Origin of the sequence: Pelagibius sp. Alg239-R121 (genome assembly GCF_947331435.1) — a bacterium.
In the GTDB taxonomy this organism is placed as follows: Bacteria; Pseudomonadota; Alphaproteobacteria; order Kiloniellales; family Kiloniellaceae; genus Denitrobaculum.
The window spans coordinates 125913-152186 of sequence record NZ_CAMZOF010000012.1 but is presented as its reverse complement, the minus strand read 5'-3'; the positions used below and the strand labels follow the sequence as shown (position 1 = coordinate 152186).

The following is a 26274-nucleotide window of genomic DNA, read 5'->3' as shown; positions in this document are numbered from 1 at the left end:
CTACTCTTTCCGTAAAATGCCGATCCCCGTTCGATGGGAAAGGACGCGATAGAGGGGTTCCCACAGCCCGGCGGTGGTGATCAGAACGACGCCGAGCACTTCGCGTGTCCCAAAGGGCTCATTTGCCCACAGCGCAGCGGTAACTGCACCAACGCTGATCTCGGTCATAAAGATAATGCCGAGGAACCCTGGGCTGAGGATTTTAGCTCCCCAAAATATAGCAACGGCCGGCGGCACGACCAGAATTATGGTGACCGGAATCGCCATTGGCAAAACCGCGATTACCACGTCCAGTGACGGGGCAGTTTGATCTACACTCAACGGCAGCAGGGTTAAGGTCAAGGCGGCAAGAGTTCCCCAGATGAAGTAAACGAGCGTGAACTCAGGGACCTGGTTACGTTCGTCGCTGTTTATTTGAACGGAGGCGAGGGCCCACATCAATCCGGCGAAGACCCCCATCCAGTCCCCCAAATTGTCGGGCCAGGGTAGACTTGACTCAATCCGCAAGACCACAAGGAGGCCGCCGAGGCCGAGTGCAATCGTGACCCAACGCTGCAGGGTTATGGCTTCACCCAGGAAAGCGCGCGCGAGCAGAGTGCTCCAGATCGGCGTCAGATAATACAGCAGCATGGCATTGACGACGCTGGTGAACAGAAGCGCGCCTGAATAGAGAACCATCGACGTACCGGAAAGTAGTCCTGCAAGCTGCAGCTTCCAGCCGCCTTTGACAATTTGCCTTCGCCGCCGGTGGTAGAGCGGTGCCAGCAAACATACGGACAAGGCGTAGAAAAGGACGATTGCCCATACCTCTGAAACGCCTGCTTCACTTGTGGCGCGCAAAGGGATCCAAAGCACGCCCCACGCCATCGCTGAAGCAACAACGGCAATCACCGCTGCGTTCTCGTTACTTCTGTGTGTCACCGCGGAGAACCCTTCATCAATCGGAAATATCGATGTGAGGATTCATGTACAGGACGCGACGAAAACGCTGGCGGGATTCAGACCTGAATATGTGAAAGGTCGAGACTGGATTGGCTTGTCGTCATATATCCGACGAAGGTTAGTCGATGGTTGTTGGGAGAAAGTAATGAGCCGGCAAAAGCCTCTTCATCCTGCCGCTGAGATGTTGCTCACTGCCTGTCGGAGAGTCTTTTCCTCAGATGGTGCCCGCCTTCAGGATAGCGGAAGTTTATTGAAAGCCACAGAATTGAGTGACGAGGAAATCGCGCGGATATGGGGTTTCGAAAGTGCAGCAAAATTTAGACGCGCCTTCACCCTCCGACACGGCATAAGTCCAAACGAATACCGCCGGCGTCATAGCGGTTTTCGGACGTGAAAATCGAATTGCTGTTAATTCCGCATTGCCGGTGAGATAGACTGTTCGCATGCTGAATTTTAGCGAATGTGATGCGGCAAGGTTGCGTCGTGATCCCGCCTTCGACGGCGTATTTTTTGTCGCGGTCACGACCTCGAAAATCTATTGCCGGACAGTGTGTCCCGTGCGGCAGCCTTTGGCTAAAAACGTCACTTACTTTCCGACCGCACCCGCTGCCGAGGCAGCTGGCTTCCGGCCCTGTCTTCGTTGCCGACCTGAGGCGGCGCCGATGTCTCCCGCTTGGAACGGAACTCTGACCACTGTGAAACGTGCATTGAGGCTAATCGGTGAAGGTGCATTGGATGACGGAAACGTTGACCAGTTGGCAGAGCGTCTGGGCATCGGAACGCGCCATCTTTCCCGATTGTTTAAGCGTCATGTAGGGGCCAGCCCGATTCAGACTGCGAGAACGGCTCGCATTCAGCGCGCCAAGCGCCTCCTGGACGAATCCGACTTGAACGTGTCTGAGATCGCGCTCCAATCAGGTTTCGGAAGTATCCGGCAGTTCAATGCTTCGTTCGCTGAGGCATACAAGCAATCACCGTCGCAGTATCGACTCAAATTGCGTCAGAAGAGATCACGAAGATCACCGCCCGAATGACCGGTCCTGACCAGTCTGAAACTTAATTTCACGTACCACACAGCTGAGGGAATGTGCTTTTCGCAAGGGAGAATAGCCTTGGAGAAAACGGAATGTTTTTGTTGAAATTCATGCGAGGTCTCTGGCAGCACCTGACAAGCAGGATTGCCTTTAATGATATGCTGTCCCTCAATGATCATCTCTTGAAGGATGTCGGTGTGACGCGAGATGAGGTCATAACTGCGAACAAAATACCTCTATGGAAAGACCCCGCCGAGGCGTTATGGAAGATGGCCAATGAGCGGGAAAAGTTTGACCTGCAACCGTTTGGCGCCGATCTTCCGACACATCTCCGTCACTCAAAACCTGACGAGAAAGCCGAATCTGGAGCGTTAGATGCCTTTTACCAAAATTCACGTACCCCACTCGCTTGAACCGGCAACTTGCCGATTGATCAGTGAGATGATCCATACCAGTCTCGTTGACACCTGTGCTGTGAATCAAGACGACAACTTTTGCCTGATCTCGCGCTACGCAGCAGAGGACATGTTGATTCACCCCACCTTTCTCGGAAACCGGGATCCAAGTTGCACAATCATCGTAGAGATCACGCTGCTGGCCGGACGCTCCGATGATCAGAAGGAAGCGTTGTACAAGGATTTTCGAAAACGGCTCGAAGAGATCGGTTTTCAGCCAAATAACTCGATCATGTTCCTGACAGAGAACAACGCGGTCGATTGGTCGTTCAGCAACGTAGGGTCGGTGAAAACCGCGCTGGGCGTGTAGACCTGAAATAGGTGGAGGCGGAGGTAGCGAAGATTACGGTCATTTAGGTCGCTACTGCGAACCACCCTCCCGGTGTTTTACCATTCCCTCAATGGTGGCGGCATGCTTGTCATTAGCTGTCAGATTTTTTCGCAAATCATGTAGCAGTGCACATAATCCATCGCGTGTCCCCGGGGCGCATCGGCCACGCGGCGCTGGTAGCGCTGATAGAAGTCATTGACGATCGCCGCCCTCTCGCTGCCGGGTCGTCCGCCGGACAAACCGGCGAGAAAGACCGGCTCCGACCAGGATCGAAGCGTTGGGATGTATTCGGCGGCGAACCTTTCGGCATCCCTGTGGCGCTCGAAATCCTCGGCAAAGGGGCACCGGACCACACGGGTCTCGATGTGTTCGAGCCGCAGTCCGGCCTGTCGGACCGGGTTTGCTTCGTCGCGCAGCGGTGCGGCGAATTGATCGACCGTGCGATAGCACTGCGGGAAGTTGGTGGCGAGGTATTCGTCTTGGGTAATGCTGCCGTCGTCGACCATGCCACGCCAGAGTTCATTGAAGGTATCGAACATGGAGACCCCGCCGGTATGGCCCAGGTAACGCCCTTCTTCGTCGATGCCGAAATTGAACAGGGCCAACCGGCCGCCGGGCGCGAGTTCTTCTGTGCGGTTCAAGAGCATGTTTTGCCAGTCGACGGCGCCCTTGGCTTCAAAGGCATCACGTTCCGCTCCGGCCGTGCCGACCATGTGCACATGGTTCTGTAGAGAGCAGGGGACCTCCGTGATGTAGTGCGAGGCGGTCGCCGAATGTCCCAGATGCAGACTGCCCGGCGGCACCATCTTCTGGTGAAACGACGTCGCGCAGCCGTAGACGTAGAGATCGTCGATATCGGTGAAATAGCTCTCGATGTCGGTCAGGCCGTGCACGATCTGGAATAGCTGCGAAAAATCGTTACGCGGCAGATCTGTATAGATCATCTGGATCGGCCGCGAGGGGCAGCGCCCGCGCACCTCCTTGAGAACTCTGCCGACCATGTCGATCGAGGTGCCGCCATCGGCGCATCCCATGTCGGTCATGGTGAAGGTCGCGCCATTGTCCGGCGGGTCCATGCGTTCGAGGGCGTCGAGAATCAGGCCGGCGGCATTGTCCATCACATGTTTGGCACCGATGGTCGCCTTGGAATAATAGCCCGCCCCCTTCATGGCCATGAAATCATCGGTCTGCAGCGCTTGGCTCATGTCTTCCTCTCCGGTTTGGTCCGCCATGCTACAGGCAAATCAAGGATCGGGCGGAAATGTTTTTAGGGGGAGAGGGAATTTACTTCTCCGGGCCGGTCTTTTCCGTGGCCGCTTTGTGTAGCGCATAGACGACGCAGGGCGCGTCATAGTGTTCCTCAATACCGATGTAGGTCATTCCGAGCCGTTCCATCAATCGGTGCGAAGCCTCGTTACCGGGATCGACAACGGCCACCAGAGACACCGAGACGAGCCTTTCGAATCGCTAAAAGCCCGCCTTGTTTGACCCTGGTTTCAGATAGATGGCGGGCACACCGCCGTAACCTACGCTTTATTTCGTGGGTGCGCTTCAGGACTATGGCTCCGGCCTTGAACCCCAAATGAAAACGGCGGCTCCGAAGACCCACCGTCTTTTGTCACGCAAGACAATGTCTGCGCAGCGAGGTTACGCCGCTTTCCTGCGGCGCATGAAGCCGAGGCCGGTAAGGCCGAGACCCAAGATGGCCAGCGTGCCGGGCTCCGAAATCTGTGAAGCCGTCGTGGCCACCACATTATCGATATACTGGTCCGGCGTACTGCTGGACTGTCCAAAGCCCCGCGTCATCACGATGCGGATCTCGTGCAGACCCGCCGTTGCATTGACGGCTGCGGCAAGCGCTGCGCGTTCGGTCGAGTTGTCGTCTATCTCGCCAAAACCGAAGCTGTCGACCACCACATTGTCGAACAGCAGTGCGAAAAGCCCGCCATCGGCATTGAAGAAAACAGAGTCGTTATCAGAAGCAATATCCAGGCCTATATTCAAAATACCGGCGGCCAAAACGTTGATGTTCTGGAAAATGCCGCCGCCTTCTGGTGTGCCTATGGTCTCAGTGTCGCGTCCAACCCGGAAACGGGCCGCTCTCGACGCGCCGCCACCGGTGGTGTCGAAGGAGGTTACGGCGGGCGGGATACCATTGGTCCCGTCGGCTGTCGTAAAGACCGTCCAGCCGGAAAGATCACCTGTCTCGAAATCGCCATTGGTGATCAGGTTCGCCGACGCAGTCGATGCGAAGAGGAGCGTGGCGACGAGTGCCGAGAGAAAGGCACATTTTTTTATGTCGATCATTTCCTGTTTCCTAACGTCGTAAAGCCCCGCTGAGAAATCACATAGGAACATTCGAAGTTCTTGTTGATCCGGCTGGTCGAAAGCCAAGCCGTAACCCGCCGATTTCAGAGGCCGAGTCTTTTGTGCGAATATGTCGTAGCTTCAAATAATTTTGGTGTAACAAACAAAAAACGAAGGTCGATGATATAATAATGTTCCCGCAATGTAAATGTGGAGGGAATTTTGGTGGCGTAGACAACTTATCTTATTGTAGAATATTGTTTTTCAATAGTGAGAGAGCTTGCGCGCCAATTTCGATGGCGCTTAATCAACTGGCCACGCGCGAGTTTACACTTACGTCTTAACGGCTGTTTCGTGTAACGCATAGACGACGCAGGGCGCGTCATAATGTTCCTCGATGCCGACGTAGGTCATTCCAAGCCGTTCCATCACCCGGTGGGAGGCTTTGTTGTCGGGATGGGCAACGGCCACCAGATAGTCTACGCCAAGATGTTCGAAGGCAAAGTCGATGGCTGCTTGCCCGGCCTCGGTCGCAAAACCCTGACCCTGAAACTCGGATTTCAAGCGCCAACCGATCTCCAGAGGCGCGCCTTCGTTGTTGGCCAGGTTTTGCACGCAGGCGGCGCCGATGATTTCCTTTTCTTTTCGATGAAGAATGGCCCACCAGGAATATCCGAGATTTTTCCAGCGCGCGTCCACCCGCGCGATCGCTGCCTTGGTTTCCTCCAGGGTTTCGACGCTTCTGCCACCTATATAGCGCATGATTTCTGGATCGGCGTTCATGGCGTTCAAGGTCTCGGCGTGAGACGGGCTGAAGGGTTCAAGGATCAAGCGTTCGGTCTCGATGATCTGACCGTCATGACATTGTGCCACAATGAGGACTCCAATCCGTGCCCTTTGCCCGTCACGTCAGAACTGAAGCCGCATCCGGCCTACAGATTACAGCCTTCATCGTTCCAGTCGACATCCATCGACGCAGGCGGCGGTATGCGGCCCAGAAAATTGCTCCGGATTTTCGGAGGCCAGTTATGATTCTCGGTGACGCCGGTTTCAGAACGGGCATGCAATACGGCAAAATCAAGAAGTTGCTCTGCGACGCCGTCTTCGGCGGGCAGGCGCCCCAGCAGATACTGCATCTTTCCCTCGGCTGCGACGGTGACCACACAGCCTTCGGTACAGGCCATGAGGCAACGCAGAGCCACCAACTCGACCGCATCCTTATCGGGATGTTCGCGGTGTTTCTCCTCGAGCATCGCGAACATCTTTCCACCGCCGCCGATTCCGGCTTCGCCGGCGCAGCTGGTGTCTAAACATGTTGAGCAGATTGTGAGTTTGGTGGGCAACGGACCTGACATGACGGGGCGTTTGATAACAAAATCCCGGCGGCATGGGTATGAATTTTTTGCGTCTTGAGAATACGCGGCCTGCTTTGGCCTTCGCCGGCCGCGTATGTGGTCGTAGCGTCATGTCCTGTTTTCGGTGCTCACCTTAAATCGTCACATTCGAATCGGTGTCTGCCCCTGGGTCTTCGGGAATTGCTGGCTCCGACGACGCATCGCCACGAACAGGACCAGCCCCATGAGCAGGAGCCAGGCGGACGCCGGCACAGGCACCCCTACGGGCGTTGGCCCGGTCTGCACTTGCTGGAACTCTGACACGCGATCTTGGCGCAGGATCGCAAGCCCGGGGAAAGAAAAATCCAGGGCAAAAAGATCGATAGCAGTGACATCGAACGACCCTGCAAGCGCCGAAATCTCAACGAAGCCGGCATTTGGAATGCGGGGCGGACTGCCGGCCGGCAACACGCCGGGCAGAAAGTCTCCTGGATCAAACGTGATCCCGACCGTTGGGTCCAGGCCCGTGCCGACAGAGGCGAATATGCTCGATGTGAGCCGGGTCAACCCGGAATCCAGCAAGGAGATCGCGACGGCATCGCCGTTACCAAAGAGGTCTGCGCTCGCCAGGCGCAAAAGGAAGGATTGTGGCGCCAGTTCGCTGCCGGCGAATGTGTAGCTCCCGCGCAGGGTTTCTCCGGCGCTGATGGGAACCGCTTGAGCGGGCGAACCGGAAACGGCGATAATTGCCGCAAGAAGAATGCTTCGAATCATAATAAAGAACCTCTTTTCAGTAGCTATGCGTTTGACATGAATCTGTCCGCCGCAGGGACCGCCGGCCGGAAAGCCTCTGCTGTCCCGTCGTGGTGCAATGCGCACAAGTTGACCGGATTTGGAGTGCAGGAATACTCAGGAGTTTGGAGTACTGCAGAGTCTGTAGTGGTTCAGGCCCGCAGATATAAATGAAGGCAGCTACACTTACCGTCCGAACAGCAAAGGCCGGGATGCGCCAGATATTCAGACGATCCATGCGCCCATCGTTGCGGAAACCGGGGCCTCCATTGAGGAACTGATGCAGTCGGTCGGGGAGATGGCGGCCGGCATTGTCTGTTGGCTCGAGAGCTCCCTCTAATTGGTCTCGGAGCGGGAGGGACGGGTCCTGGATTTTGCCTAAGTGGGGCCGCACGGGACGGGGCTGCCAACCGCAGATCAGTCAATGTCACGGAGCAGGTTTCATCAGATGTGGGCGTGCTGGCGCGCAGGGAAGCCCGCGCCGTACTCCACAGGTGACGAGTTTTTCGCGCAGAACCGGACGTGACCCTGCGCAGCTCTCAAAGCCCGGGCCTAAAGTGCCAGGCCTATTCCGCGGCTTCTTGCAGCTCCTTCTTGCCCGGGCTCTTGCTTTCGGCCGGCTCCTCAGTACCTGCGTTCGGTTGCGTCACGTCATTTTTCTTGATGCCGCTGCCGGAAAGCAGCAGCTTGCGCAGGGACTCCAGAAATTCGATGCCGTGATCCCCGGCGGCGCGCCTGCGGGCCATATCGATTGCCGTCTTGGTTGCGTGGGTCTTCTCGGCGAGTTCCTGCGCCGTGGCATCATCGAGCATCTTGAGTTCGGTAATGGTGCGCACCCCGTGATCGCGCAATTCATCGACCGAGCTCCCGAAGAACACGATGAGCCGCGCCTGCAGTTGCCAGTCGACCAGTTCCAGCGGACGGAAAGGGGTGGTGAAGAGCAGCTGAACGAAGTCCGCATTGGCCAGGTCATAGCTGGATTCCACACCCTCTTCCTTCAGGCGCAGCTTGTCGTTGACCGAGATACCCTGGATCAGTTCCAGGGGAAGTTCGCGGCTCTTTATGTCTGTCGGGCTCGAGAGAATGTTGACCTTCTCGGTCATGTATTGCAACGCCCGCTGCGGGAACATGCCGATCAGGAAGGCGAGCGCGGGCAGCATGCCGGTGCCGATGCTGTCTTCGCTGCCCGCATCGGGCAGGAGATGGAAGATGATCAGCGCGATGACCGCGGAAAAGATCATCCGCGTCCCCAGCCCGTAGTAGACGCCCGGTACAAGGTCGTTGGTGAAGTAACGATGCAGGATATTCTGCAGGCCCCAGAGATAGGCCCCGAGAAAGGCCGTTCCGAAAAACAGCAGTGGCCCCGTCTGCAAGGCTCCGACATCTTTTGGGTCGGCGCCGGTGAAGACGCCCATGAGCAGCAGGTTCGCGCCTTCGTCCAGCTTGAGCTCCTTGCCCAGCAGAATGGCCGTCAGGCCCAGCATGGTGATTACAGAGGTAAAACAGACCGCATAGAGAAAGTGCGCCGAGCGCGTCTCGCGCTTGTAGATGTGATAGTAGTGTTCGTAGTTCAATTCCAGGGTTCGGCAGTGTTCGCGCAGCTCGCGCCGCCGGACATCGCGCCGGACGAAGTAAAAACTCATGGCGGTGAAGGGGATGAAGAGCATCAGAATGACGACCAGGATCAGCCGATAGAGGATGGCCGGGTCGGCATATTCCGGTGTCGTGGGTTGGAGCACCCTGTCCCAGTAGAAATAACCGGCGACAACCAGTGCAAAAGCGCCGAAGGTCATGGCCGCAAGCGCGGCATTGGCCGAGAAACCCAGGACTTTGGATGCGTGACCATCGCGCCTCTCGTAGGTTCTCCGATCCGTCGCCGCTCTGCCTGTCGTGCTTACCTCGTTCCCCATACCCCGTACCTCCCAGGCTCGTTCTTATTTTTTGAGGCTACCTGCTGAATTTGGCTCGGCGCACCAGAAAAGCCTGCCAAACTTTCCTGCTTCACAGAACTACCTGTTTGTCCGAGTGAGTAACGTGGAATGATTCGCCGTCGCATGCTCAGTCGTTCGACGGTCGATTTTTATGCCGTTACTGCACCTTGCCGATATTTATTTTGAATAACCTGACGACTCTATGTCGAGAAACGATGCGCATTCAAACAAAATCTGTGTGCTGTGGGCGTGGGGTAATGTGGAATTCTATTGGGAGATGAGACACAGCCCTTAGTTTGTTTTCCTTTCTAAGCAATTGGATATCATGCCTCCTGACGTGTGCGACCCTGGGATCCCCGGTGTTGCGGGATCAGATCGAAAGGACATGGTTATGGTCGCAAAGTTGACTTACTTCAGAGGGCGCGGCCGGGCCGAGACCACGCGATGGATGCTGGCCGCCTCGGGTGTCGCATTCATGAATGTGCCCATCGATACCCCGGAAGAACTTGCGAGCCTGCGCGCGGCCGGCAAGCTTCCATTCGACCAGATGCCCTTGCTGGAGATTGATGGCCACCAACTCAGTCAGTCCTCGGCGATGATCCGTTGTCTCGCGCGGCGGGGCGGGCTTTACGGCGGCAACGACACCGATGCCATGTGGGCCGATATGATCGCAGGTGTCGTCGCCGATTTCGCCGAAACCGCGATGCAGGCCGCCTTCAAACCGAGCCCTGAAATCGCCATCGCCGAGCTTGAGGGTCGCTTCGCCAAGTTCGGACCTCGCTTCGAAGCGCGGATTACAGCGCAGGGATCAGGCTTCTGCGCTGCGGACAAGATGACTTTCGCGGATGTCGTCCTGGCGGAAGCGCTGAGTTCATACCTGGAATGGCTTCCTGACCTTCTCGATTGCACGCCTAACCTGAAGGACTTGTATGAAAGGATCACCTCAGAACCCTCGATCGCTTCCTATCTCGACTCAGATCTGCGCTATCCCAAGCCGGGGGACGACTACGTCATTGCCGCCGCCCGGGTCCTGCAGCGTGCATTGCCTCCGCACATGCCCGATGCCGCGCGTTTCATGGTGTGATGCGAGTCTGGGGAAACTGTACTGATTCCTGAGTCGGAAATGGCGAGTTGGATACTGTGTCCCAGGAATCGCCCCGAATCCCCCGGAATCCCATAGACCGAATAGCGCATTTAGTAAGTGAATCTGCAGGGGTCTTTCCTTTGGTGACGTGGTCACCCGCAGAGCTAGGTGGTCGCGGACAGGTCTTTTATTCGTCTGGGGTATTGATAATCGTGGACGGATTGCATCTTGGCCCTGTTGGTACATTGCATATCCCTGCCATAACAAAGCCTCATCCAATTGGACAGGGTCACACCTCTAATTTAGGCTTCTAAAGAACGAAATGAGAGCTCGCGAAATGGAGAGGTTCTGTTATGGCGTTTTCAGTTCTCCGATTGGCTTTACTTTTTGTTTTTGTGGTCGTTACTGGATGTTCTTCGAACAGCAGGCACACATATCTATGGAGTGATGCGCAAAAAGAAGACGGCTTGCTAAAGAAATTTGATTACGCATCCCATGAACGAACGCGCATCGCATATGTCCGATATCTGTTGTTGTTCAAATCGGACTGCGATCTCGTTGAGGAAGTAACCTCAAACCCAAGTCGATACATTTTAACACCTGGCGCTCAGTCTTGCTCACTTCCAAACGAAAAACACCGATTGAGAGTTGAGACCGCCGTCCAACGCGTGCAGGAGATCGATCACTATATGTCGGAATTCGATTGGGATAACCGAACGCTTGACTATGAGACTTTTGCAGTCAGGTACCCAAATTCGCGGCGTGTTCCTGAAGCGCGCTGGCGCCAGATTCTCGAGAAACCAACGATTCAGAAACTAGGTGAGTATCAGAACCTGTATATTGACGGCGAATTCACAGACGATGCTGCGGAAATGGAAGCGTCGCTACGAAAGAGAGCTACATCGGTCTCTCAGCCCAGTGTACGCATCTCCGGACGAACCGTGACCCTTGAAGGTGAGCGGCTTGCAGGTTTCAAACATCGCGTGGTCGGGGAGATTGACGGCTTCAAGTTGGAAAAACCAATTGAATACTACATTGTAACGGGTGATCGGACGCTAACCAAAAGCAAAGCGAAGGCTGGTCAGAAAGGCCAGAAGGCTTGTGCACTTGACATCGAAGCTTCTGGATTGGAGCTTCACCTCACTTATATCGATGGTGCGGACCGAGCATTGTTTGCTTACAAGATTCGACACGACATGTGCCACAATGGGTATGCCGGACCTGGCCTCGAAGTTTCCACCGAGTTGGGCCCGTATTTGAAGCTGTATTCGATCCGGCACCGGAACATCAACTCCACTACCAGAGACTTGATTGGTTATGTCATCCCTGATGCGATTAGAGACAGCGACGTTGCGTGTAGTTCCTATCCTCATCGTGGCCGCGATATAAGGCAGAATGATTCGGTTTTTGAGGTGGAAGGAATAAGAAGCGTAAAGCCCGCAACAAGGGTTTCCAGCTATTCGGCCTGCATTAAGCTCAAGGCGTTTCTGCAGACTGTCGAGCCTGAAACGCTTGATGTCGAGTAATGAATTTTCACGAAGTACCAATACTGGAAGGCCCAAGTGCTCAGGATCGTGTTCAGTGACTGAATAGCTCGGGAGTAAGTATTTAGTTCTCTTAGGCTCGCAATTTGGAGCAGATGCTTGGCTTCTAAGGACCTTTGAACGCCACCCGCTAATCAATGCGTCGGCTCGTTCCTAAAGTCATGCCCGCGGTGTTTCGGGACCTTGTGCTTGAACTGGCTGCTGCCGTAATTGAATTTCTTCACAGCAGGCTTTCGGCGCGGGAGGACCTTGACGGCGAACTTTTTCTGGCTGTTGCCATTGCGAAAGTTATGGCCGTGGTGTTTGGGACCCGTGGCTTTGTAGCTGCTCGAACCATAGTCGAACTTGCCGCCGCTCAGCTTTTTGTAGCCATAACCCTTGTGGGAGTACTTCTTATAACCGTGGTGCTTGTGGCCATATTTCTTGAAACCGTATTTCTTGAACCGAAAGTTTCCGTGCCCGTAGCTCCGATGCCCGTAACTTCTATGTTTATAGCTTCGGTGTCCGTAACGCCTATGCTTATAGCTGCGATGCTTAAATTTGCGGTGCCCAAACTTGCGCTTATGCCCAAACTTTCTGAAGCCGAACTTCTTGTGCCCGAAGCCCCGATGCCGGTAGCCCCGATGGCCATGGCGCTTTTTGAAGCCGGCCTTCACGATCCCGGCGTCCAGAGCCTGTTTGCCGTCCGATAGCGCGCCCGTCTCAAGCACTGCACTTTGGAAGCCGGTGCTTTGCAAGCCGACCGCGCGGGCGGCGGAGGTCAGTACGAGGGTGATCACGGCCAGGATCGCGAAGATCTGCAGCGTGGTCAAAGCGGTTCGTTTCAACATGGTTCACTCTCCCGTTAGTGTCGTTTAGCATTTTTCCTGAATTGCGAGCTCCCAAAATTTGCGTTCGAAATCAGCTGTATGCTGATTGAGAGGCAGTGAATTTTGAGTCGATCTAAACGCTAAACGATTTGTCCGGACCCAAAACTCTGGGGCCTTCGGGGTTGCAGCCTCGTGGTTAATGAATTGGGACCGGGGCGCTCATAGTGCCAGACACGGGCCGATCACATTTTAGCGTGTGTCGCGTTCACTGGAACAGGTTTAGCCATAGGCAGATCCGAGGCAGCGTTTGCAGAGCACAACGCGTTTGGATCGGCTTGAGACGACAGTCAAACGCGATATGCGTAAGCGGGCGCTGTGAGATCTCTTGTGCGAACCCGCTGACATTGCAGGATTTTCGCAGCCGCGAAGATTGTTCTTGCGTGCGCTGGGCGGGCTAAGGAAACTCGCCGCCAACTCACATCTTTAAAGGCCTTTGGACTCCAGTGCCTGCCAATCCGCAAACTCTGCTACCCGCCGTCTCCTTGATCCTGGGCGGTGCCCGTTCGGGCAAGAGCCGGCATGCGGAAGAGCTTGTTGAATCCGCAGGCGGCGATTGCCTCTATATCGCGACCGCGGTGGGGCAGGCTGAACGCGATGCCGAGATGGCTGCGCGCATCGACGCCCATAAGGCGCGCAGGGGCGAACGCTGGCGGACCATTGAAGAGCCACTGGATCTGGTCGGTGTTCTCAAACGCGAAGTGCGCGCCGATCGGCCGATCCTGGTGGACTGCCTGACCCTCTGGCTCTCGAACCTCATGGCCGAGGGGCGGGACATCGATTCGGAGATCGATAGACTGGTTTCGAACTTGCCGGGTCAGAATGGCCCGGTCGTCTTTGTTTCAAATGAAGTCGGTCTTGGGATTGTGCCTATGCACCAATTGGCGCGAGACTTTCGCGACCATGCCGGCCGTCTGCATCAGGCAGTTGCGGCGGCGGCGGATTCGGTGGTTTTCATGGTCGCGGGCTTGCCCATGATCATGAAGGCGCCGCAATAAGTACGAAAAAAATTAAAACAATAACAAAGCACTGGTGAGCAAAATTCATGTCGCAAGATAACAAAGCGCCCTCGGGCAAAATTCCCGCTACCGTCATCACCGGCTTCCTCGGCGCCGGCAAGACCAGCACCATCCGCAACCTGCTGGAGACCAGTGGGGGTAAACGTCTGGCCCTGGTGATCAACGAATTCGGCGATCTGGGCGTGGACGGCGAGATCGTCAAGGGCTGTGGCATCGAGAACTGCGAGGAAGACGCGGTGCTGGAACTGCCCAATGGCTGTATCTGCTGTACCGTTGCCGATGACTTCATCCCGACCATCGAGACTCTGCTGAACCGGGCCGAGCCGCCGGATCACATCGTCATCGAGACCTCCGGCCTCGCGCTGCCCAAGCCGCTGGTCAAGGCTTTCAACTGGCCGGAGATCCGCACCAAGGTCACAGTGGACGGCGTCATTACCGTGATCGACGGCCCTGCCGTTGCAGAAGGCCTCTTCGCCAGTGACCCTGCGGCGGTGGATGCGCAGCGTAAAGCCGACGAGTCCCTGGACCACGAAAGCCCGCTGGAGGAGCTCTTCGAGGAGCAGATCTCCTGCGCTGACATGGTGGTGATCAACAAGACCGACCTGCTGAACGAGCCCGATCTGGACCGGGTGCTCAAGGACGTGCAGGCCGAGCTGCGCCCCGAGGTCAAGATCGTACGCAGCTCCTACGGCAAGGTCGATGCCAAGGTCCTGCTGGGCCTGGAAGCGGCGGCGGAGTCCGATCTGGACTCCCGCCCCAGCCATCACGACGACGGCCACGAGCACGACCACGACGACTTCATGTCCTTCGCGGTCGATCTGGGTGAGGTGGAAAACCCGCAAGGTCTGGTCGACCGCCTGCTGCCGGTGATCGCCCAGCACGGCATTCTACGGGTGAAGGGTTTCGCCAAGGTCGCGGGCAAGGACATGCGTCTGGTCCTGCAGGGGGTCGGCGGACGCCTGCAACATTACTACGACCGTGACTGGCAGCCGGAGGAAATTCAGTCCACGCGGCTGGTAGTGATCGGCGAGGCGGATATGGACAGCGACGCGATCCGCACGGCGCTGGAGTCCGATCGTTCGGCTTCACAGGAAGCCGAGCGTGAATCGGCCTCCGCTTTAGCAGGTTAAGAGGTCGCGCCGAGGCGCGGCCCTGGCGGTCTAAGACTGAGATAGTCGGTCGCTGAGACCGGCGTTAAGGGCGAGAGCTGACATGCATCTTTTGCAAGCGCAGGCAGGTGGCATCTCCGATGGCTCGGAAGCCGTTGATCTTGGCCAAACTCCCGGCGATATCATCGTGCTCTCGGCGGCCGATACCGAGCTGGCCAGCCTCTCGCTGGCCTATGGACATATCAGCGACGCAGCGCCTGGAGACAGTCCGAGCCTGCGTCTCGCCAATCTCATGCAACTCGGCCACAATCTATCGGTGGATCTCTACGCCGAAGAGATGATCGCCAACGCAAGGCTGGTGATTGTCCGTCTGCTCGGCGGGGTCGGCTACTGGCCCTATGGTGTTGAGCAACTGCGCGCGACCTGCGCGGAGCGTGGCATTCCCCTGGCGTTGCTGCCCGGCGACGACCAGCCGGATGCGGAACTCGCCGACCACTCGACCCTGGGGGGCGAAGCCTGTCACCGGCTCTGGCAGTACTGCATTCACGGCGGACCGGAAAACGCCCGTAACTTTCTGCTCTACGCCGCGACGCTCTTGGAAGAGGGCGGCCCGGAAGAGGCTGAGCAAGAGGAGGGCGGAAAACTTCCGGTCTGGAACGAGCCGCGTCCTCTGCTGCGCGCCGGCATTTATTGGCCGGGTTATGACCAGCCAGATCTTGAAGACCTCAAAAGCGATTGGATCGAGGGTGCCCCGGTCGCCGCCATCGTCTTCTACCGCGCTCTCGTGCAGGCCGCGAACCTGGCGCCGGTCGATGCCCTGATCGTGGGTCTGAAGCAACAGGGCGTCAATCCGCTGCCGGTCTATTGCGCCAGCCTCAAGGAAGCCGTCTCCGCCGAGACCCTGCGCCAGCTGCTGGAGGACGCCGGCAGCGAGATCGTGCTCAACGCCACCGGCTTTGCAATTTCGAGCCCCGGTGCCGAGCGGCGTGAGACACCCTTCGACGGCCTGGACTGTCCGATCCTGCAGGTGGTTTTCTCCGGCGGCAACGAAGCCGCCTGGCGGGAGTCCGCCAACGGCCTCTCGGCTCGCGACATCGCCATGAACGTGGCCCTGCCTGAAGTTGATGGACGCATCCTCTCTCGCGCCGTCTCCTTTAAGTCTGAAGCCCGCTTCGATCCAGCGACACAATCTTCCATCGTCACCTATGCGCCGGTCGCGGACCGCATCGACTTCGTCGTGGCGTTGGCGGCGAAATGGCTGGATCTGAAACGCACGCCGGCGTCCGAACGGCGGGTTGCGCTCATTCTGGCCAACTATCCGAACCGGGACGGACGCATGGGCAACGGGGTCGGCCTCGACACCCCGGCGGGTTCGGTCGTGCTGCTCCGCGCACTGGCGGCGGCGGGTTATGACGTTGAAGACATTCCCAGCGACGGGAACGCCCTGGTCGAACAATTGGCCAAGGGCCCAACGAACGCCGCAACTGATGGGCGCGTTATTCTGGTGAGCTTGAGTCTCGGCCGCTATCTGAAATTTTTCAGCAGTTTACCAAGTGTTGTTCAAGCAGCAGTGACGGAGCGTTGGGGCGCGCCTGAGAACGATCCCTTCTTTGTTTCGAATGAAACCAGTTCGGGTAGTTTCGCGCTTTCTTTCTTTCGTTGCGGCAAAGTCACCGTCGGCCTGCAGCCTGCCCGTGGCTACAACATCGATCCCACCGCGACCTACCACGATCCCGATCTCGTGCCGCCGCACGGCTATCTGGCGTTCTACGCCTGGCTGCGCATTGTAGAGCAGGTTCATGCGGTCATTCACATGGGCAAGCACGGCAATCTGGAATGGCTGCCCGGCAAATCTCTGGCCCTTTCGGAGAGCTGCTTCCCCGAAGCGGTTCTGGGGCCCTTGCCGCACTTTTATCCCTTTATCGTCAATGACCCGGGCGAGGGCACCCAGGCCAAACGCCGTGCCCAGGCGGTCATCATCGATCACCTGACCCCGCCACTGACCCGTGCGGAATCCTACGGTCCCCTGGCGGACCTCGAACTTCTGGTCGACGAGTACTATGAAGCCGCGGGCGTCGACCCGCGTCGTCTTAAGGTTCTGCGTGAACAGATCCTCGAGCTCAGCGCCTCTATCGGTCTCGACAAGGACTGCGGGATCGTTGCGGCAGACGATGCCGATGCGGCCTTAAGCAAGCTGGATAACTACCTCTGCGAATTGAAGGAACTTCAGATCCGCGATGGCCTGCACATCTTCGGCGAAGCGCCGGAGGGGCGGCAGCTCACCGATCTGCTGGTGGCACTGACCCGTCTGCCGCGTGGCGAGGGCAAGGAGGGCGATGCCTCTCTGATCCGGGCTCTCGCATCGGATCTGGGCTTCGAGAACTTCGACCCTCTGGACTGCGAAATGGGCGCCGACTGGAGCGGTCCCCGGCCCGAGGTCCTAACCGGTGATGGCTCTTGGCGCAGTCAGGGCGATACGGTCGAGCGGCTTGAACTCCTGGCACAGGGGCTGGTTTCAGGCGAGCGGAAAGCCGCATCGGAATGGCAGCAAACCATTCGGGTGCTGGGAAGCATTGCAACCGCTGTCCGACCTTCAGTCATCGATTCAGGTGATGCCGAAATCGCCGGTGTTCTTAAAGGCCTGAACGGCACTTTTGTGCCGCCGGGTCCCTCCGGTGCGCCGACCCGCGGGCGCCTGGATGTACTTCCCACGGGCCGAAACTTCTACTCACTCGATAGCCGGACGGTGCCGACACCCGCAGCCTGGCATCTGGGCTGGAAATCCGCCTGCTTGCTGATCGAGCGTCACAGGCAGGAGCAGGGCGCCTGGCCACGCCGGATCGCGCTCTCCGCCTGGGGCACCGCGAACATGCGCACCGGCGGCGATGACATCGCCCAGGGCCTTGCACTGCTGGGCGTGCGTCCGACCTGGGAAGTGACCTCGCGCCGGGTGACCGGGTTCGAGATTTTACCCTTGTCTGTTCTGGACCGTCCACGCGTTGATGTGACTCTCAGAGTCTCAGGTTTCTTCCGCGACGCCTTCCCGGCGCAGATCGATTTGTTCGATTCCGCCGTGCGTGCTGTCGCCGCTCTGGATGAACCCGCCGATAAGAATCCGCTGGCCGAGGCTTTCCGACGGGAACGTGATGAACTGATCTCAAAGGGCATCGCCGCGGAGCTCGCGGACAAACGCTCGGGCTACCGGGTTTTCGGTTCCAAGCCAGGCGCTTATGGCGCGGGCTTGCAGGCATTGATTGACGAGCGCGGCTGGGAGGACGAGGGCGATCTGGCGCGGGCTTATCTGGCCTGGGGCGGCTATGCCTATGGCGCGGGCAGCGGCGGTACTGCCGCACACGGTCTCTTTGAGTCCCGCCTGCGTGCGGTCGACACGGTGGTGCATAACCAGGATAACCGAGAGCACGATCTGTTGGATTCCGACGACTATTACCAGTTCGAGGGTGGTCTGACCGCCGCCGTACGTCACCTTTCCGGCCGGCAGCCGCAGGTCTATCACAACGACCATTCCCGCCCAGAAAGCCCGAAGATTCGTACCCTGGAGGAAGAGGTCGCCCGTGTGGTGCGCGCCCGTGTGGTCAATCCCAAGTGGATTGCCGGGGTGATGCGCCATGGCTACAAAGGCGCCTTCGAGATGGCCGCAACCGTCGACTATCTCTTTGCTTTCGCGGCAACCGCGCGGGTGGTGGCCGACCATCACTTCGATGCGGTATACGATGCCTACCTGGGCGACGCAGAGGTGCTGGAGTTTATGGAACAGAACAACCCGGCGGCGGCGCGCGAGATTGCCGGACGCATGATCGAAGCTCAGGAGCGGGGACTGTGGCGGGCAAAGTCCAATTCGGCGCAAGCCAGATTGCGGGAGCTGGCCGGGCATGAAAAAGAAGAAGAGGTGATACAATGACAAGCGACAAGCCCAAAGGCGAAATGACCGAGGCGGAACTGAACGAGCGCGCCAATGAAAAGGCCCGTAAGCGCAAGGCTGCCCGCGATCGCATGCTGTCCACCAAGACTGAGGAAAAGGGCCTGCTCATCGTCCACACCGGCAAGGGCAAGGGTAAGTCGACAGCGGCCTTTGGCCTGATTGCCCGTGCCATCGGCAACGGTATGCGCACCGGCGTGGTTCAATACGTCAAAGGCAAGTGGGAGACTGGAGAGCGTGTCGTGCTGGAACGCTTTCCCGATCTGACCGAGATCCGCACCATGGGCGAAGGCTTCACCTGGGACACCCAGGACCGTGCCCGCGACATTGCCGCCGCGAAGCGCGCCTGGGAAGTTTCGAAGGAAATGATCGAGGCCTGCCGGGTCGATAAGTCCAAGGGTGAAAAGCCCAAGTACGACATGGTCTTACTGGACGAACTTAACATCGTCTTACGCTACGATTACCTGCCGCTTGAAGAAGTGGTCGAATTCCTCGACAACCGCCCCGAAGACCTTCACGTCATCGTCACCGGCCGCAACGCCAAGCCGGAACTCATTGAGGTCGCCGACCTGGTCACCGAGATGACCCAGATCAAACACCCCTTCCGGGAACAGGGCGTGAAGGCACAGAAGGGCGTGGAGTTTTAAGGCCCACTGAATAAACTTACAGCGTGACCTTACTGAAGCGCCGCCTTTTTTTGCTCGTCTCGACGGCGCCAGAGTGCTGACTTCACAAGTTTCTGAGAACCTGCGATCCTGGGTTAGGTGTTTGCGTAGACGGGGACGGAAGTGACCAATCATCAAATCAACTTCGTGGGCTGGATCCTTTTCGTTCTGTCCGCAATCGGATTTCTGATCGCGAGCATCGGTAACTTCTGGGCCTTGGTGGGTAGCACATTTTTTCTAGTGGCGTGCCTGGTTTTCCTGATTCCCTTTTTCCGAAAAGAATGAGCTAACAAAGCAGGTAAGAGTGCGTTTGTGCTTGTTTGCTTTAATCAAGATTGGCCTCAGGTTTAAGACATCAAATCCGTTCCCTCAAATCTATTGGCCCGCTTTGCCGTCAAGCCTCAACCAGTCCCGTGTCGGCAAACCGTAGGCCATGTCCATGACCTCCAACTGGATCGCCGACGGACGGCGGGAGTTGGAATTCCAGAGCGCAACAACGCCCGTGTCGCGTTCAGGGTCGAACAGAATCATCGAGCGATAGCCGTCCACGGCGCCGCGGTGGCCAACGACCCGTGTACCGGCGGCGCCGTATTTGTAGACGCGCCAGCCCAGAGCATAACGGGCATCACGCAGGTGGCCGCCGTACTTGCTGCTCATGCGCGATTGCTCACTGCGGGTATAGACGCGGGCGCTGTGGAGGTTTTCCAGCAGAGCGGGCGGCAGGATCTCAGGCGTAAGGCCCATCTGCGCACGGGCGAAGAGAGCAAGATCGCGGATTGAGCCGTTGACGCCACCGGCGGCCGGGATGCGGTAGTAGGCGTCTTTCACCTTGCGGCGCTTTGCCGAGGCCGCGCCGCGGCTGTATCTGTGCGGTTCGGCCCAGGATGCAGAGCTCTGAAGTGCTTCCCGTCCGACGCTCGCATTGGTCATACCCAGGGGGTGAAAGAGGCCATTAGCGAGCGCCTCCGCGTAGGATTTTCTGGTGACCTTTTCGACCACTTCGGAGACGGCGTCGAAGGCGATATTCTGATAGCTGTAGCAGTCACCGACGGGGCAGACTGCTGGGAGTTTGGCAAGGCTGCGCCGGATCTCTACGGGATCGCGTCCGTCTTCCAGAGCAAGATCGTAGGCATTGGGAACAATGCCGATCATGTGGGACAGAAGGTTTTCCAGCGTGCCCTCGCGTTCGGCGCCACCGGGCAGGCGCAGTGAGGTGTCGAAGGTCGAGATGCTGTCGGTCAGTGACATCGATCCTTCAATTGCAAGCTTGGCAGTCAATGTCGCGGCTACACCCTTGGAAAGAGATGCCCAGCGAAAAACTGTATCGGCAGTGATCGAGCCACCGCCGTCGCGCGTTTTGCCGTAACCCTGAGCGAAAGCGATTTTGCCGTTTTCGATAACGGCAACCGATAGACCAACGATGCCGGCATCTTGCGCCAGCCTGTTCAGTCGCCGGTCTAGCCGGTCGTAGTCTATGGGCGCCGCGAAAGCAGAGACACCCAAGCACGACAAAAGTAGAAAAGTTGCAGCAGAACGGATGGCGAGGCGGATGGACAGCATAAATTTCCTTCGTCGTTCCAAATCGACAAGCGGGCAAACAGCGCCGTGTTGGTATCGGGGAGCCTGCTGTGGAGGTGAGGGTTCGCCGGTAGTTTCAACGATAGCCGTTTAGATGATTCTTGTCCTTGGTTTCTTCATTCAAGAACGAGACTCAGCCGCTTCCCAGTTAATCGCAATTGGCATGATTGATGGCTACCGGAGATGGGGTTGGAAATCCGACGGCGAGGCGCCGGCCCAAGGCTCGCGTCCTTGACTTTAAGTTGAAGAGGGGCGTTACCTCTCCGGCGCGATGCTTGATAAGAATTTTTGGGACGAGTACCCTCTGATTATTGCCGAGGCTGCAAAGCGACGGATTCACTCCAAGTCCGAGCAGCTGCCGGCGTAGGCGGGGGCGGCAGCCGAATGGAATCGACTCAAGGCGCTGGCGGCATTACTGACGATTTCATCCGAAGCTTTGAGCGGCGGGCGCTGTTTCTGCGCGCCACAGCCGCTTTGATCCTGTTAGCCGTCGCAATCTTATTGGGTGTTGGCGCGTACGTATTCCTAAGAGCGCCTGCGATTGCCGACAGAGATATTGAAGCCGGTTTCGATTACGGAAGAAGACTGGAGACCTCCCTGATCGCGCTGGACGAGGAAGTGATTCTACTCGAGGAAAAAAGAGACCGCTACATAGAACAGTTCGGATTCGGCCGGCGAACAATACTTGACGTCGCCCAGGTTGAGACCGATTTGATTGAAGCGCAGCAAAGCTTGGCAATCACCGAGTGGCGGCTTCAACGCTACACTGAAAAAGGAGAGGGACTGCCTACTGGGCGGATTGCGCATCCTGAGGAACTGGGTATCGCCATTTTGCACAAGGAACGCCTCGCCAGTCGAATGTTATTTTTCAAACAATTCCTCGACGAACGATTACAAATGGGTATTGGACTCAAAACGGATGTGATGGTTGCCGAACATGCAATCGACACTGCCACGCGTGAGCTCAAAACCTTGCAAAGACATCATAAAAGAGCTCTGGCGCAGAATGAGGTCAGTAAAGACGTATCGTTCGTCGATCACATCACCGGAGGCAGTTCCAGCGAGAAAGCGCAAACGTCGGGGGCGTCCGGCCATCTCATCCAGACCAATATCACTCGATTTGGAACGCTGCTGGTCGTGTTTTTTTTCATCGCGGTACTACAGCCGATTTTCCGTTATAACGCCCGGCTTGCAGCTTACTACAATGCGCGCGCCGATGCCCTTCTACTGGTTCGCGCGTCGGGGGGACGAGATATTGAAAAGTTAGTATCCATTTTGACGCCGACGGTGACGTTCGACAAAGACACGGGCGCTCCCGAAGATCAAAGTGCGGAGATGGTCAAGGAGTTGATCAAGACCGCGGCAGTGAAGAAGAGTTAAAAGATGTCAATGCCGGAGGAGCAGAGAGAGGTGCCGGGCTGGGATATTTCCAGTTCCTACGTTGCACGCTTTACACGCCGAGCCCTGCTGCTCTTCTCAATGGCCGGTTCCATCCTTTTGGTGATCTTTGCCCTGCTTGGATTTGGGGCGTTCGTTTTCGTGTATGCCTCGGGCATCGCAGCCAGAGATATTTCCGGCAAAAAATCGGGCGATCTACTAAGTGCCGAGTTGAGGAATCAAAGTTTGGAGTCTGAAATCGGTTTCCTGCAAAAAGTTCAAAGGCCTTATCAATTTCAGTTTGAAGTGGGAGAGAAGTTGCCGCTCGAACTGATGCAGGTCGAACGCCGTCTTAACGCAGCCAAGGGGCGATACAAGTTAGTGCAAGGCAAGCTTCTGATTTACGATCAAACGGGTTTTATCTCGAAGCTCGAGTCTTTCGAGACGCCTGAGGAATTGACTGTGGCCCGAGAAACGCTCGCCGCGGACCTTAAAATCCTGAAGGAATTCCAGAATTGGGTTAGGGATGACACTGAAAAGACTATTTTGAACGAAGAGATAAGCGAGTCTTTGGCTGATCTCGCTTATGTTGAGGCTTTACTCAAGCAACCCAAATCTGTTGATGGCGAGACCGGCCCACTAACGCCAGAGACGATTCAGATTCTACAGACCAATATCACGCGCTTCGGGACACTATTGCTGGTGTTCTTTTTTATCCGGATTCTGCTGCCGATCTATCGCTATTTCGTTAGCCTGGGGACGGTCTACAGAGGGCACGCAGATGCGCTTATTTTGTTGCGTCAAACAGGCCAGGAAGATCTCGCAAAATTCGTTGCGGCCATGACGCCCGCGCTGGGGTTTGAGAAGGCTCCAGCAACCCCAATTGGCAACACCTTGCAACTCATCAAGGAGATCGCGCCAATGCTCGCGCGGCGATGAATGGCTATGAATAGCCCAATTCTGTTTCGAACCGTATTGAACTTCGGTGCCCGGACCTTCATGCTCGCTGGGTTGCTGTTCTCCTTCGCCGTCTCCCCGCATTTAGCTGCGCAAGACTATGCCGCTCCTCCTGTTTCCAGTACGGAAATCAATGTTGAGCGACCCGTGCCTGGCCAAACTGTTGAGTTGGTGCCAGAGCCCGGGACAGTCTATGCAATCGACTTTGATCCGGAGTTAGCGGAGGTATTGCTGGCGGATAAAGATATGGTCTTAGGGTTTCCAGACGGTGGCCGGCTGGTTTTCAAGAATCTTGTCGACATGGTTGAACGCGGCGAACCGTCTTTCTTTCGAATCGATGGCAACAGCATGGAAGCTAGGGTGTTAGTATATTCAGCCATGGGGCCGTCCTATGATTCGAAAATGAATCCTGAAGATTATAAGTTTACGCCCCTACCGGAATTACGCCGCGCGCGTAAGAGGAATTGAACCTTTTAGGAGCGAAGGGGAAGTGAAACTGCTGTAGGCGTACATCGGCATAGGTTTGTATTTCTTCACTGAAACAATTGATTAGCCGCCGGAATATTGAGTTCGACAGGCTTGTTCAAAGTGTGAAACTTCGAAGATCCCTCGCGTTCTCCGTTGACAGCCCGGCGCCTCGTTGCTACCCAATAGCCATGGGGTTAGCGATCACCCCGTGAGGCGTCAGCCCAAGAGTCGCGTCCTTAACCTTAATTTGAAGGGAGGGCGTGTTGTGACGTCTCCAACTGAAATCACCGTAAATCAACTTTCCCGCCTGATCGGTCTGCCCAGCACGCCGGCCATTGTCGATATTCGTATCGACGAGGACTTTGCGCTCGACCCGCGGCTGATTCCCGGCTCCCGCCGGCGCAATTATCAGGATCTCGACCAGTGGATGGGTCTCTACGCAGGGCGGAAGGTGATCATCGTCTGCCACCGGGGCAAAAAACTCAGCCAGGGTGTCGTCTCCCTGATGCGCAACGAAGGCATTGAGGCTGAGAACCTGGCACTTGGTTTCGAAGCCTGGGCTGAGTCCGGGCAGCTCGCGATCGCGCAGGAAAAGCTTCCGGAACGCGACAGCAAAGGCCGGACTCGCTGGGTCACCCGCGCCCGGCCGAAGATCGACCGTATTGCCTGCCCCTGGCTGATCCGGCGGTTTGTCGATCCCGATGCAAGCTTCCTCTTCGTGTCGCCTGCCGAGGTGGAGCAGGTCGCCGAAAAGTTCGGCGCTGCGCCGTTCGATATCGAGGGCGCCTTCTGGAGCCATCGGGGCGAAGACTGCTCTTTCGACACCATGCTGAAGGAGTTCGGCCTTCAATCCGAAACTCTTTCGCGCCTGGCCGCGATTGTACGCGGTGCGGATACGGCACGTCCCGAACTCGCGCCTGAAGCGGCTGGGCTCCTGGCAGCCTCCCTGGGCTTGTCGCGGATGTACCGTGACGACGCCGAACAGCTTTCGGCCTCCATGGTCCTCTACGATGCGCTTTATCGCTGGTGTCGCGACGCCACGGAGGAAACCCACGACTGGCCGGCGCCCAAGTCTGCGGCAGGTACACAATGAGCGAACAAACTCTCGGTGAAGCCGGCTTGAAGGCTTCACCCCAATGCGCATCGGCTCAGCTGCCAAGTCAGTCGGAGGCGACGAAGGTCTGGTTGCGCATCGGCTGCCTTTCCTTCGGCGGGCCGGCCGGGCAGATTGCCCTGCTGCATCGTGAGGTGGTCGACGAGCGGCGATGGATCAGCGACCGCCGTTTTCTTCATGCCCTGAACTTCTGCTCGCTTTTGCCCGGTCCGGAGGCCCAGCAACTGGCCACCTATCTTGGCTGGTTGTTGCACGGCGCGAAGGGTGGATTGATCGCCGGAATGCTGTTCATCGTGCCCGGCGCTTTGGTGATGCTGGCTCTCTCCGCGATCTTCGTAATCGCGGGCGACGTGCCGGCGGTGGCCGCGTTGTTCTTTGGCCTGAAGTGCGCGGTCCTGATCATTGTTTTCGAGGCATTGCTGCGGGTTGCACGGCGGGCGCTGAAAGGCCGCGTTCCCTGGGTGTTGGCGGCGGCGGCTTTCGCGGCGCTCTTTGTCTTCTCAGTGCCTTTCCCGGCGGTGGTCCTTCTGGCGGCTTTGGTCGGTGCCTGTGCACCGGCGTTGTTTTCCGGAGCGTCCCATGGTGATGCCAAGGAGGGGCCGCCGGCGATCCTCGATGCCGTCATGGCGGCCGATCCCGGCTATGCCAAGGGCTTGGCGAAAAGCGCGAAGCGGGCCGGCCTGATCGCGCTTGCCGTCTGGCTGGTTCCAGTCGCGGCATTGCTGCCTCTGGCGGGTGTCTATAGCGATGTTGCCTGGTTCTTTTCGAAGATGGCCGTCGTGACCTTCGGCGGCGCCTATGCTGTCTTGACCTATGTGGCCCAGGAGGCGGTTGAGGGTTACGCCTGGCTGTCGGCGGCCGAGATGCTGACCGGGCTGGGACTGGCGGAGACCACACCGGGGCCGTTGATCCTGGTGCTGCAGTTCGTCGGCTTTTTGGCGGGATATGGGGCGGGTTCAGGCCTGTCGGGGCTCGCCGGCGGGCTAGTGGCCTCGCTGCTCACTCTCTGGGTTACCTTTGCGCCCTGTTTTGCCTTCGTCTTTCTTGGCGCGCCTGCGATCGAGCAGCTTCAGGAAAAACGGGCTCTTGCCGGGGCGCTGGCGGCTATCACGGCAGCTGTGGTCGGTGTGATCGCAAATCTTGCCCTCTGGTTTGGCTTGCGGGTGATCTTCAAGGAGATGCAGCCGCTCGAGCTGGGTCGACTGTCGCTCGACCTTCCGGTTCTTCAAAGCCTCGACGCACCGGCCTTGGTGATTGCTCTCATAGCAAGCGTTGCTTTGTTTCGCTTCAAGCTCGGTGTGCTCAAGACTCTTTCGCTCTGCTCGCTCGCCGGGTTGCTGTTGAAGGTCGGCGCCGGTTTGTAGGAAATCGCTCTGTTTCATAGGGTTAGGGTAGGTTTGCCGGATTGACGGATCACCCGGAGTGATTCC

Annotated in this window: 25 protein-coding genes and 1 pseudogene; 16 read left to right on the top strand and 10 right to left on the bottom strand. The window is 57.4% G+C overall.

Annotated elements, in window-relative coordinates; all coding sequences use genetic code 11:
* Positions 1 to 921 carry a DMT family transporter gene (locus QMZ18_RS31615; RefSeq protein WP_282610423.1) on the bottom strand — a complete coding sequence of 307 codons (921 nt, stop codon included), beginning with the start codon at positions 919 to 921 and terminating at the stop codon, positions 1 to 3.
* A 166-nt stretch (positions 922 to 1087) separates the two neighbouring features.
* On the opposite strand from QMZ18_RS31615, the gene QMZ18_RS37135 reads away from it, so the two are divergent.
* The 5 genes and pseudogenes from QMZ18_RS37135 to QMZ18_RS31600 all read left to right on the top strand — a co-directional run bounded on the left by QMZ18_RS37135 (position 1088) and on the right by QMZ18_RS31600 (position 2741).
* Positions 1088 to 1336: a helix-turn-helix domain-containing protein gene (locus QMZ18_RS37135; protein WP_367575965.1), complete on the top strand. Its 249-nt coding sequence runs from the start codon at positions 1088 to 1090 to the stop codon at positions 1334 to 1336.
* A 49-nt stretch (positions 1337 to 1385) separates the two neighbouring features.
* Positions 1386 to 1583 (top strand): annotated as a pseudogene (locus QMZ18_RS36985) (Ada metal-binding domain-containing protein); the annotation flags it as partial.
* Between the two features lie 156 nt (positions 1584 to 1739).
* Positions 1740 to 1976 carry a helix-turn-helix transcriptional regulator gene (locus QMZ18_RS36980; RefSeq protein ID WP_322097521.1) on the top strand — a complete coding sequence of 79 codons (237 nt, stop codon included), beginning with the start codon at positions 1740 to 1742 and terminating at the stop codon, positions 1974 to 1976.
* Positions 1977 to 2068: 92 nt separating this feature from the next.
* Positions 2069 to 2389, top strand: coding sequence for a hypothetical protein (locus QMZ18_RS31605; protein ID WP_282610421.1), 321 nt, complete (start codon positions 2069 to 2071; stop codon positions 2387 to 2389).
* Positions 2352 to 2741 (top strand): tautomerase family protein, encoded by a 390-nt coding sequence (locus QMZ18_RS31600; protein ID WP_282610420.1) that lies wholly within the window; start codon positions 2352 to 2354, stop codon positions 2739 to 2741. Before QMZ18_RS31605 ends, QMZ18_RS31600 begins: the two co-directional genes overlap by 38 nt.
* A 119-nt stretch (positions 2742 to 2860) precedes the next feature.
* Here the strand turns inward: QMZ18_RS31600 and QMZ18_RS31595 are convergent, their stop codons facing one another.
* The 7 genes from QMZ18_RS31595 to QMZ18_RS31565 form a co-directional block, all read right to left on the bottom strand.
* Complete coding sequence (locus tag QMZ18_RS31595) at positions 2861 to 3967, bottom strand: SAM-dependent methyltransferase (RefSeq protein WP_282610419.1); 1107 nt, start codon at positions 3965 to 3967, stop codon at positions 2861 to 2863.
* A gap of 79 nt (positions 3968 to 4046) precedes the next feature.
* On the bottom strand, positions 4047 to 4208 hold the full coding sequence (locus QMZ18_RS31590; RefSeq protein WP_282610417.1) for a GNAT family N-acetyltransferase: 162 nt from the start codon (positions 4206 to 4208) through the stop codon (positions 4047 to 4049).
* A 201-nt stretch (positions 4209 to 4409) separates the two neighbouring features.
* A complete protein-coding gene (locus tag QMZ18_RS31585) occupies positions 4410 to 5069 on the bottom strand; it encodes a PEP-CTERM sorting domain-containing protein (RefSeq protein WP_282610416.1) in 660 nt (219 codons plus the stop codon).
* A 333-nt stretch (positions 5070 to 5402) separates the two neighbouring features.
* On the bottom strand, positions 5403 to 5942 hold the full coding sequence (locus tag QMZ18_RS31580; RefSeq protein WP_282610415.1) for a GNAT family N-acetyltransferase: 540 nt from the start codon (positions 5940 to 5942) through the stop codon (positions 5403 to 5405).
* Between the two features lie 59 nt (positions 5943 to 6001).
* Complete coding sequence (locus QMZ18_RS31575) at positions 6002 to 6424, bottom strand: DUF1636 domain-containing protein (protein ID WP_282610414.1); 423 nt, start codon at positions 6422 to 6424, stop codon at positions 6002 to 6004.
* A gap of 141 nt (positions 6425 to 6565) precedes the next feature.
* On the bottom strand, positions 6566 to 7177 hold the full coding sequence (locus QMZ18_RS31570) for a VPLPA-CTERM sorting domain-containing protein (protein ID WP_282610413.1): 612 nt from the start codon (positions 7175 to 7177) through the stop codon (positions 6566 to 6568).
* A gap of 584 nt (positions 7178 to 7761) precedes the next feature.
* On the bottom strand, positions 7762 to 9105 hold the full coding sequence (locus QMZ18_RS31565) for a hypothetical protein (protein WP_282610412.1): 1344 nt from the start codon (positions 9103 to 9105) through the stop codon (positions 7762 to 7764).
* A gap of 412 nt (positions 9106 to 9517) precedes the next feature.
* Between QMZ18_RS31565 and QMZ18_RS31560 the strand changes: the two genes are divergently transcribed.
* On the top strand, positions 9518 to 10210 hold the full coding sequence (locus QMZ18_RS31560) for a glutathione S-transferase family protein (RefSeq protein WP_282610411.1): 693 nt from the start codon (positions 9518 to 9520) through the stop codon (positions 10208 to 10210).
* A gap of 353 nt (positions 10211 to 10563) precedes the next feature.
* Complete coding sequence (locus QMZ18_RS31555) at positions 10564 to 11736, top strand: hypothetical protein (protein ID WP_282610410.1); 1173 nt, start codon at positions 10564 to 10566, stop codon at positions 11734 to 11736.
* Positions 11737 to 11888: 152 nt separating this feature from the next.
* On the opposite strand, the gene QMZ18_RS31550 is transcribed toward QMZ18_RS31555, so the two are convergent.
* The gene (locus QMZ18_RS31550) at positions 11889 to 12584 is read right to left on the bottom strand and encodes a hypothetical protein (RefSeq protein ID WP_282610409.1); all 696 of its coding nucleotides are present in this window, start codon (positions 12582 to 12584) and stop codon (positions 11889 to 11891) included.
* 482 nt (positions 12585 to 13066) lie between these two features.
* Here QMZ18_RS31550 and cobU point away from each other — a divergent pair, with 482 nt between their 5' ends.
* The 4 genes from cobU to cobO all read left to right on the top strand — a co-directional run bounded on the left by cobU (position 13067) and on the right by cobO (position 19332).
* Positions 13067 to 13618, top strand: coding sequence for a bifunctional adenosylcobinamide kinase/adenosylcobinamide-phosphate guanylyltransferase (gene cobU / locus QMZ18_RS31545; protein WP_282610408.1), 552 nt, complete (start codon positions 13067 to 13069; stop codon positions 13616 to 13618).
* Positions 13619 to 13665: 47 nt separating this feature from the next.
* On the top strand, positions 13666 to 14769 hold the full coding sequence (gene cobW / locus QMZ18_RS31540; protein WP_282610407.1) for a cobalamin biosynthesis protein CobW: 1104 nt from the start codon (positions 13666 to 13668) through the stop codon (positions 14767 to 14769).
* Positions 14770 to 14851: 82 nt separating this feature from the next.
* Complete coding sequence (gene cobN, locus QMZ18_RS31535) at positions 14852 to 18667, top strand: cobaltochelatase subunit CobN (protein WP_282610406.1); 3816 nt, start codon at positions 14852 to 14854, stop codon at positions 18665 to 18667.
* A 23-nt stretch (positions 18668 to 18690) separates the two neighbouring features.
* Positions 18691 to 19332 carry a cob(I)yrinic acid a,c-diamide adenosyltransferase gene (cobO, locus tag QMZ18_RS31530; RefSeq protein WP_322097519.1) on the top strand — a complete coding sequence of 214 codons (642 nt, stop codon included), beginning with the start codon at positions 18691 to 18693 and terminating at the stop codon, positions 19330 to 19332.
* 393 nt (positions 19333 to 19725) lie between these two features.
* Here cobO and QMZ18_RS31525 read toward each other — a convergent pair whose 3' ends face one another.
* Positions 19726 to 20910: a serine hydrolase gene (locus tag QMZ18_RS31525; protein ID WP_282610404.1), complete on the bottom strand. Its 1185-nt coding sequence runs from the start codon at positions 20908 to 20910 to the stop codon at positions 19726 to 19728.
* A gap of 402 nt (positions 20911 to 21312) precedes the next feature.
* Here QMZ18_RS31525 and QMZ18_RS31520 point away from each other — a divergent pair, with 402 nt between their 5' ends.
* The 5 genes from QMZ18_RS31520 (at position 21313) to chrA (ending at position 26208) form a co-directional block, all read left to right on the top strand.
* Positions 21313 to 22308, top strand: coding sequence for a hypothetical protein (locus QMZ18_RS31520; protein WP_282610403.1), 996 nt, complete (start codon positions 21313 to 21315; stop codon positions 22306 to 22308).
* A gap of 3 nt (positions 22309 to 22311) precedes the next feature.
* Positions 22312 to 23244: a hypothetical protein gene (locus QMZ18_RS31515; protein ID WP_282610402.1), complete on the top strand. Its 933-nt coding sequence runs from the start codon at positions 22312 to 22314 to the stop codon at positions 23242 to 23244.
* Positions 23245 to 23250: 6 nt separating this feature from the next.
* On the top strand, positions 23251 to 23730 hold the full coding sequence (locus QMZ18_RS31510) for a hypothetical protein (RefSeq protein ID WP_282610401.1): 480 nt from the start codon (positions 23251 to 23253) through the stop codon (positions 23728 to 23730).
* A gap of 265 nt (positions 23731 to 23995) precedes the next feature.
* Positions 23996 to 24823: a sulfurtransferase/chromate resistance protein gene (locus QMZ18_RS31505; RefSeq protein ID WP_282610400.1), complete on the top strand. Its 828-nt coding sequence runs from the start codon at positions 23996 to 23998 to the stop codon at positions 24821 to 24823.
* Positions 24820 to 26208: a chromate efflux transporter gene (chrA, locus tag QMZ18_RS31500; protein WP_282610399.1), complete on the top strand. Its 1389-nt coding sequence runs from the start codon at positions 24820 to 24822 to the stop codon at positions 26206 to 26208. Before QMZ18_RS31505 ends, chrA begins: the two co-directional genes overlap by 4 nt.
* Positions 26209 to 26274: the final 66 nt, after the last annotated feature.